General features: G+C 29.0%; 8 protein-coding genes and 1 pseudogene. All 9 read right to left on the bottom strand.

Annotated features, from left to right (window positions below):
- Nucleotides 1-63: 63 nt before the first annotated feature.
- Nucleotides 64-1,143 (bottom strand): DNA alkylation repair protein, encoded by a 1,080-nt coding sequence (locus KGF50_RS19715; RefSeq protein WP_227849636.1) that lies wholly within the window; start codon nucleotides 1,141-1,143, stop codon nucleotides 64-66.
- 230 nt (nucleotides 1,144-1,373) lie between these two features.
- Nucleotides 1,374-1,808, bottom strand: coding sequence for an MOSC domain-containing protein (locus KGF50_RS19710; protein WP_227849635.1), 435 nt, complete (start codon nucleotides 1,806-1,808; stop codon nucleotides 1,374-1,376).
- Between the two features lie 34 nt (nucleotides 1,809-1,842).
- The gene (gene moaC, locus KGF50_RS19705; RefSeq protein ID WP_227849634.1) at nucleotides 1,843-2,313 is read right to left on the bottom strand and encodes a cyclic pyranopterin monophosphate synthase MoaC; all 471 of its coding nucleotides are present in this window, start codon (nucleotides 2,311-2,313) and stop codon (nucleotides 1,843-1,845) included.
- A 3-nt stretch (nucleotides 2,314-2,316) separates the two neighbouring features.
- Nucleotides 2,317-3,276, bottom strand: coding sequence for a GTP 3',8-cyclase MoaA (gene moaA, locus KGF50_RS19700; protein ID WP_227828434.1), 960 nt, complete (start codon nucleotides 3,274-3,276; stop codon nucleotides 2,317-2,319).
- 46 nt (nucleotides 3,277-3,322) lie between these two features.
- Nucleotides 3,323-3,826: a MogA/MoaB family molybdenum cofactor biosynthesis protein gene (locus KGF50_RS19695; RefSeq protein WP_227849633.1), complete on the bottom strand. Its 504-nt coding sequence runs from the start codon at nucleotides 3,824-3,826 to the stop codon at nucleotides 3,323-3,325.
- A 62-nt stretch (nucleotides 3,827-3,888) separates the two neighbouring features.
- Nucleotides 3,889-4,704 (bottom strand): selenium-dependent molybdenum cofactor biosynthesis protein YqeB, encoded by an 816-nt coding sequence (gene yqeB / locus KGF50_RS19690; protein ID WP_227849632.1) that lies wholly within the window; start codon nucleotides 4,702-4,704, stop codon nucleotides 3,889-3,891.
- Between the two features lie 188 nt (nucleotides 4,705-4,892).
- Nucleotides 4,893-5,231 (bottom strand): heavy metal-binding domain-containing protein, encoded by a 339-nt coding sequence (locus tag KGF50_RS19685; protein WP_227849631.1) that lies wholly within the window; start codon nucleotides 5,229-5,231, stop codon nucleotides 4,893-4,895.
- 161 nt (nucleotides 5,232-5,392) lie between these two features.
- A complete protein-coding gene (locus KGF50_RS19680; RefSeq protein WP_227849630.1) occupies nucleotides 5,393-5,764 on the bottom strand; it encodes a CoA-binding protein in 372 nt (123 codons plus the stop codon).
- Nucleotides 5,765-5,811: 47 nt separating this feature from the next.
- A pseudogene (locus KGF50_RS19675) lies at nucleotides 5,812-6,231 on the bottom strand (molybdenum cofactor guanylyltransferase); the annotation flags it as partial.
- Nucleotides 6,232-6,403 lie beyond the last annotated feature (172 nt).

The raw sequence follows: 6,403 nt of genomic DNA, 5'->3' as shown, positions 1-6,403 counted from the left end.
GATTATAATTTTACAAATTATTTTCATTTTATGTAATAGATACTATTTGTTACTCAAGTAAAATTATACATTCAATTCAAAATCTAGCTTATCTCGTTCTATGCCATTAATGATAAGCACAATTGAATGGGTACCTGAGTAATGCTTCCTTACACTTACATCTGCAAAAGAATGTTTTTTATTGTAAAGCTTCTTCTGATTTTCTTTTAATGAGACTTCTGATATTTTAAATATCTTCCTCTTTCTTTTTCCATTGGATTTTACATAATCAATCCCATATTCGAGTCTTACTTTTGTAGTTTCCTTTGTTAAAATTGAAAATGAAAAAGTTATATCTCCTCCGATTGAAACTGTCGTTGTATCTAAAGCAAAGCCTTGAATATCAATAGAAGCAATATTGTTGTATCCAAAAATAGCTAACACATCTCGATTACCCTTTTTTTGTAGAGTTCTGCAACCATGTTTTACAATCCAGTTAGTATATTCATTTACACCATACCAATCTTTTGCAAGGTTTGCAACTAAATCTGGATGTGTTTTGGATATGTCATTTAGATTATTAGCAACACTCTTTCGTACATACAGTGATGAGTCGGTTTTTAATTGTTCCAATATAGGTAGAATGGGTTTAGGGTCTTTTTTAAATTTAGTTAGTGCTTGACTCCACGGCAACTGTGGACGGCAACCTTCACTTGCAAGTCTTCGGACATGTTCATTTTTATGCCTAGACCAAGCAAACATCTGTGCCATCATACGCTCTTCATCCTTAATGATAAATGCACGTACAGCAAACTCTGAAGACCAGTATTCAGTATTTCTTTCTAAAGCGCTTATAGATAAATCCCAATTAGTTTCATTCTGTCCATAAACCTCAACAAAGTCTGGAAAGAAAAAAGCAAAAGAAAAGCCAGCAACTGCCTTTTCAAGAATGTCAAGGGCTTCTGTATATTCTACTGGTAAATACTCTCCCAAACTTATACTTATTTTTCGACATCTGCCCTTTAACCCTAAATCGTTCCATGTTTCATCCAGTATAGATTTTAAGAATTCATCTATCTTAAATTGGGTGTAAACTGATTGTATAGCCGATGCAATCTCATGAAGTGACTCATAATTAAACATATTTTTTAGTAAGTCAGGCATATGAATATCTCTCCTCCCATATTTAATTTATTAATCATATCTCACATTATACAACAATATGTTATATTGTTAAATCTATCTATTGAAAATACTTCACACTACACATTCTAAAATATTATTAAGTATCTACTGACAAAAAAATGTCCGAACAGCCTATAAAAAAGGCTATACGAACATCTAAGAAAATTTTTAAATATAATCAGAAATTTATTTTAAGTTTAATCAAATTTTTATTGAATTATATCTATTGAATCTCCAACATTTATAATTCCTTCCTCTAAAACCTTAACAAAAATTCCTTCACGTGGCATTACACAGTCCCCTGTTAATTTTTTAATCTCACATCCATTATGACACTTTTTCCCTATTTGGGTTACTTCAACTTCACATTTGCCTATTTTTAATTTTGTGCCAACAGGTAATAAAAATACTTCTATTCCTTCTGTAGTTATATTTTCAGCAAAGTCTCCAAATTTTAATTGGTCAAAACCTCTCATTTTCATTTTATCTATACTTTCTTTTCCAAGTAAACTTATTTGACGATGCCAGTTTCCTGCATGTGCATCTCCAACTATTCCATAATCTATTCTTAGTTCTGCACATTGCACAGGAACCTTAATTACACCCTTTTTGTCACTTATATTTATTGATACTACTTTAGCCATATTTCCTCCAAATTTTCACCCATATATTCTTAATTTATTCAAACTTAAAATCACCTGATTTTCCACCAGTTTTCTCCACAAGATGTATGTTGCTTATAACCATCTTTTTATCAACTGCTTTACACATATCATAAATTGTAAGCGCTGCTAAAGAACAAGCACTCAATGCTTCCATTTCTACACCAGTTTTCCCAAGTGATTTACAAGTTGCATATATTCTAATAGCAGATATAGAATCATCTATTTCAAATTCCAAATCACATCCAACCAATTTAATCTGATGGCACATTGGTATATTTGAAGATGTATTTTTAGCTCCCATTATACCTGCGACTTGAGCTACAGATAATACATCTCCCTTTTTTATTTGTCCATTTTTTACTTTTTCTAAAGCTTCTTTACCAAGAGTAATCGTAGCTGTTGCTATAGCAGTTCTCTTAGTATCATCTTTTTCACTTATATCCACCATTTTAGCATAACCTTTTTCATTTATGTGCGTTAACATTACCTATCCTCCAATTTCATACATACGTCTATTTGTATCACTACATTTATTTTCTATTAAATGATGTTTTTCTGGTTTTTCTTTTATTATATCTTTCATAGTTTCTCTAAATAACAATGGTTTATGTAAAAGTGGTTTTATATCTATTTCCTCTTTTGAATGTAGACACAGTTTTATTGCACCACTAGAAGTAAGTCTAATGCGATTACAAGTGTTGCAAAATGAACAGCTTAATGGAGTTATAATTCCTATTCTTCCTTTTGCTCCTTTAAACTTGTAGTATTCTGCTGTACTTTTTTCATCATTTTTAACTTTATATAAACCATATATTTTTTCAACCATTTCTTTTACATTAAAATATCCTTTTTTATAGACTCTATTAGCTTCACCTAATGGCATAAGTTCAATAAATCTTACATCAATTGGTGATTTAACTGTTAAAAACATAAAGTCTTTAAGTTCATCATCATTAAATCCATTTATAGCAACACAATTTACCTTTACTTTTATACCTAAATTTAAACATGACTCAATCGATTTTAATACTTCTTTTAAATTGCCGCCTCTTGTCACAGATTTATATTTATATTCCTTTAAAGAATCTAAGCTTATATTTACTTTATTCAGACCACATTCTTTAAGCTCAAATATTCTATCAGAAAGTCCAAGAGCATTAGTTGTCATTCCTATATTTTCTATTCCACATTCTTCTCTTGTAAACCTTATAAGTTCATTTAAATTTGGATATAAAAGAGGTTCTCCTCCAGTAAATCTAACCTTTGTTATCCCTTGTTCTGACATAGCCTTTATAATGAATTTATAGTCTTCAAAACTTAGATTATCATTTATATAATTTTTTTCAAATTTAACATCTGGTGGCATACAATAAACACACCTTAAATTACACTTATCTGTAAGTGAAATACGAAGGTAGTCTATTTTTCTTCCATACTTATCAATCATACTCTATCTACCTCTTTGTCTATTTTTTATCTATCTGAATTATATACTATTTTTTGTTATTAGTGGCACATTCTGTGGCTTCTCCTCTTAAAATTTCTATGCCATGGTCTAAGACATCAATAATGAAGCTTAAATTTTCAACTGCACCTTTGGGACTTCCAGGTAAATTTATTATTATAGAATTATTCCTTATTCCACTTACACCCCTACTTAGTATAGCTTTTTTAGTAATTTCTGTAGATTTCATTCTCATGTATTCACTAAGACCTGGTATCTCTCTTTCCAAAACATCTTTAGTAGCCTCTGGAGTTATATCTCTCTTTGAAAATCCAGTACCTCCATTAGTAAGAATCAAATCTACTTCATTACTGTCACAAATTTTTATAATATTTTCCTTTAACATTTCCTTATCATCTTTTATCAACACATATTCAACAACTTTATAATTCCCTGTATTTTCAACAAATTCAGTTAATTTTTTTCCTGTTATGTCTTCTCTTTTCCCTTCATAGCCCTTATCACTAAGTGTTATAATTGCTACATTAAACATATGGTTTCACCCCTTTATATATTAATTAAACTTTTATAAATAAAAAATCTATTTAATAGAACCTATTCTGGTAATATTCCTTCTGATAATAATGCTTCTAAAACTGCTCCTGCTATACAACGTCCTTTATCTGATATCGTAAATGAATTTTTTACTTCTTCCATTCGAGGGTCTATATCCAATATCTTTAATCCTTTTTCTATTTGTGAACCATTTCTCAATAAGCCTCTCAAAACACCATCTATAGAAGCTTTCACTTCTATTTTATTTCTATTTTTTTCAGTGATATAACATATTATATCTCCTTTTTTAACTACATCCCCTATACTACATACATTTTCTATTATTCCAACGTTCTCAGAATAAAAAACTCGTTCTTTGGTTATACCCAATATAGCTCCTGGTATTCCTGTATTTTTTAAAGCATATCCTTTTCTTATCACTTTTCCTAAATTATGTCCTCTCATAGTTTCAATAACTATATCTACATCTTTACCTGCACAAAACCCTGGTCCTAAAGCTATTGTAAGTGGTGCCATCGCTTTATTTGTTCCAATATTTTTTTTTGCAAGTATGCAATCTATAACTGCTACAGGACGTATTTCATCTATATATTTACCTTTTGGGTCTATTATTAGTGCCACTTTTCTTTTATTTAAAGCTTTTTTTATTTCTGTTTTATCTTTGCAATACACACAATAGACATCTTCCACAGAAACTTCATTTTCATAAATAGCCTCACTAAAAGAAACTTTCCTTCTTATTGCAAGAGGAGTTTCAACTTCTAAAGCGATTATTTTAAAACCACAGCTATGTAACTTGTGTATGACTGCTGTTGCTAAATCTCCAGCTCCTCTAACTATTATAACATTGTTCATAATTTCTCCTACTAATAAAAATTTTAAAGTCTATACTATATATTATATAATATAATTTTACTTATTTATATAATATCATCTTATTTTATTATCATAATGGTTAAAAGTTACTTCTACCTGATATTTTTCAAAGAAAAAGAGACATCCATAAAATTTATAAAAGATGTCTCTTTCTAATTACTTATATTTTATTTTTCAACTATATCATTGTTATCTTCTAAAATAACTGCTGTTCCATAAGCAAGCATTTCTGCTGCTCCTTGCATAACTGAAGCTGAAGACAATCTAAATGCTATTATTGCATTTGCACCTTTAGATTCTGCATCTTCAACCATTCTACCGATTGCAATTTGTCTTGCTTCTGTAAGCATTTCATTATATCCTGTAAGTTCTCCTCCAACAAGATTCTTAAAGCTTGCTCCTATATCTTTTCCAACATGTTTTGCTCTTATTGTACTTCCTCTAACTAGCCCTAAAACTTCTGATATTTTTTTTCCTTCTACTTTTTCTGTAGTTACTATTAACATAATATATCAACTCCTTAATATTCCTGTTTAATATATTATATCATGTAAATAGCAATCTTCTTAATAAATCTTGTAATTTGATACTTTATCTAGGAAATCTATATTATAAAATAAGATATTTCGTTAACCAATTATGTTCTTAATCATTTCTATATATAATTTTACTTAGTTAACTCATCATATAAACTTAAATTGTATTCCACATTCAATTTTAAATCCTTAGTTTTTTTAATAATCATTTCACTAAAGCTTCCTTTTTCAAACCAGATATTTTGTATGTCTAAAAGTTCTATCTCTTCTAAAATGGCATCCATCTTAGATTGCTTATCTATAATAGCTACAACATCAATATTGTGTGGTACGTCTTTTAGACACTCATATACATCTATACCTTCAATATTCTTTTTCTCTTCATCTATAGCAACAACTTTGTACATATTCTTTTTAAGTTCATCTAATATTTTATATGCCTTACTTTCTTCGTCACTATTATTTAATATCACTGCCCAAGAATCACATTTAAGTAAATTCATAAATTCTCCTCCATATAAATCCTACTCTATTTTACAACCGTAGCTAATTAAACTTCAGTCAATTTTTTATACTCATCAATAGTATTTACATTTAAAAATAAATCTTCGTTATCAAAGTATATATAGCTTTTATCTATTTTTTCTATAAGAGTTCTAAGCTTCAAATCATTTTTCCCTATACATAAAGATACTTTATTTATTATACTCTTTTTGTATCCAGAACACAATGGTTGTAACTTTCCATTTGTTACTGAAATTACACTTTTGTCATCCATTTCATCAGCTATTTTTTCGACTACTTCATTATTTAGATATGGCATATCACATGCAACTGTAACTATGTCATACTTTGCATGTTCAAGAGCAGTATATATTCCTCCTATTGGACCAATGTTTTTTATTATATCATTATAAACTTTAATATTATATTTTGAATATAATTCTTCATTGTTAGATACTATTATTACTTCCTGAACCTCCCATGACTAAAGTCACAGGGTTCCTGCTTCATAGAATTTCGCATACTAAATATGTCTTACCAATTCTCCACAAGCTATCCCCGTAGTTCCTACGGTTCTTACATAAGTTATCTATTTTAAACTGTTATTAGTCTTAATCCTTCTTTTAGTATATTTATAC

Origin of the sequence: Clostridioides sp. ZZV15-6598 (assembly GCF_020657705.1) — a bacterium.
GTDB classification, from domain to species: domain Bacteria; phylum Bacillota; class Clostridia; order Peptostreptococcales; family Peptostreptococcaceae; genus Clostridioides; species Clostridioides difficile_F.
This window is presented reverse-complemented; position numbering and strand designations above follow the sequence as displayed.